This is a genomic window from Deltaproteobacteria bacterium (assembly GCA_021159305.1).
In the GTDB taxonomy this organism is placed as follows: domain Bacteria; phylum Campylobacterota_A; class Desulfurellia; order JAGGSF01; family JAGGSF01; genus JAGGSF01.
The window spans coordinates 1-1,832 of sequence record JAGGSB010000075.1 but is presented as its reverse complement, the minus strand read 5'-3'; the positions used below and the strand labels follow the sequence as shown (position 1 = coordinate 1,832).

2 protein-coding genes are annotated in these 1,832 nt (G+C 37.6%); both read right to left on the bottom strand.

Features of this window, described 5'->3' with window-relative positions; translation table 11 throughout:
• Window positions 1-242, bottom strand: a 242-nt coding sequence (locus J7J10_04520) for a hypothetical protein (protein ID MCD6130194.1), incomplete at its 3' end; no start/stop codon positions are given.
• Between the two features lie 324 nt (window positions 243-566).
• Window positions 567-1,664, bottom strand: a complete 1,098-nt coding sequence (locus J7J10_04515; GenBank protein MCD6130193.1) for a transposase — start codon at window positions 1,662-1,664, stop codon at window positions 567-569.
• Window positions 1,665-1,832: the final 168 nt, after the last annotated feature.

The following is a 1,832-nucleotide window of genomic DNA, read 5'->3' as shown; positions in this document are numbered from 1 at the left end:
ATAATATATATAGGCAACAAATCTCCAGCTACTGGTAAAACATAATTTGGCCTGTATTCATTGGGAAAAATTCCAAGCTCTTTTGCCACTTCTTTATATTCTTGCGACCAATTTTTCTCAATTTTTTCCATTATCTCAGAATTATCGATTCTATAAGTTAGAATAGTTGCACAACCAGAAAGCGTTGAAAGCAGCATAGCAACAAACATCAAAAGAAGAAAAGCAAGGAGAAGTTTTCTCACTTTTTATTCCCCCTCGGAACTTATTTACAGATTCGGGAATTTTCTCTTATAACTAACAACCACCTCAGTAATTTCGCATCCGTTATCCCATTGTTTTTCTTGATATAAAGAGAAGATGGTCGGATGTCATTTGTATCTTAGCTAATTTAGCCAAAGTCAAGAGGTCGAGAACATTGGCGTTATTTTCCCACATATTAGCTGTGGTTCTCGCAACCTTCAATTGTTTAACTACCTCGTTTTAACTAAGCTCAGCTGCATTGTGTGCTTTTCTTAATCTTTCTCCCAAAATATTCATTATCATTACACCGATATTATTTTACTATCTCAAGTTATGCACTTTGAATTAACAAGAAACTCAAAAGGATGAGGAATAGCCTGGTAACCAGTTTCAATCATTTTTGGAGCAAGCCAAAGATAATAGTCTAGCCTGAGTTTCTCGAGAAAATCCCTCAATCCTATTTGGTCTTTGACAGAACGATAGAATCTCGCTAATATCCATACGGTGAAAGCAAGCTGTACTAATTCAACATGCCTTTCTGTACTCTTTGCCGAAAAGACCTGTGGTTTTAGTCCAAAGTTCTGCTTTACTTCCTTGAAATAGGTCTCGATGTAGTTTCTCTTTGAATAATGCTCGAGTATCTCTTGCTCAGTCATGGAGATATCACTGCAAAGAATCACTCTGTCCTCCTGTGGCGTGTTGTGAAAAACAAGCTTGACTTTCGCATTGTTGTATTTTGGGATAGTTACCACAACAGAAGTTGTTCCTTTTGTTTGTTTTCTCAATGATGCAAGAGGTAGCTTTACACCATTGAAGATAACATCCATAACGGGATTTAACCTACCGATCACTGTGTATCCTGATTTAACAGCTTCAAAGAACAACTCGGAACAGAGTATGCCACCATCCATGAGTAAGATAGTGTTTCTGAACGGGATCCTTTTGAGCAATTCAACGAACTGTTTTGTCAGATTCTCTTTTGTTCTCAAAGAGGAGAACAAAGGGAAATAGAGTTTTCGATTTATCCATACTATGGATGAGAGCAGCGAGATTCCCGTCACGATTCTCCTCTCTGTTGTAGAGTAAAACTTGCCAAGATACTCAATTCTATTTCCACGTCTCTTTATTACCGTTTCATCCAGAATGATGTATTTAGGAGTCAAAGCATTCTTCGCCATGAAAGCCGAGATATATTCAACTCTTGAGTAAGATAAAGCTCTGGTGGAAATAGAATCAGTATTCAGAAATCTCGAAACAGAAGATTGAGAGCAACCGCATAACTTAGCGAGCCTTTTGGTGTTCTTGTAGTTTGCCATGAACAAGGCAAAGGAATAACTGAGAACGAATCTCTTCTGTTCTTTACGGGCAAAGTGAACATGTTTAATGACATCCGGGAGAATTTGTGATATATTCGTGGTAGGCATGGAATCATCCTTTCGTATGGTTTAGTCACCACGAATATACGATGATTCCATGCCTTTTTCAATGACCTGTTTTTCTTTCCTTCAATCTGTTAACTCGAAATGCATAAGTTGAGGACCGAAATCATTGGCAGGAAAATTGCTTATTAACCAAAATATTACAAAGGAGTC

Bases quoted from the DNA above. Each gene is read 5' to 3' on its own strand.
- J7J10_04515 (MCD6130193.1), bottom strand. From the start codon at position 1,664: ATGCCTACCACGAATATATCACAAATTCTCCCGGATGTCATTAAACAT.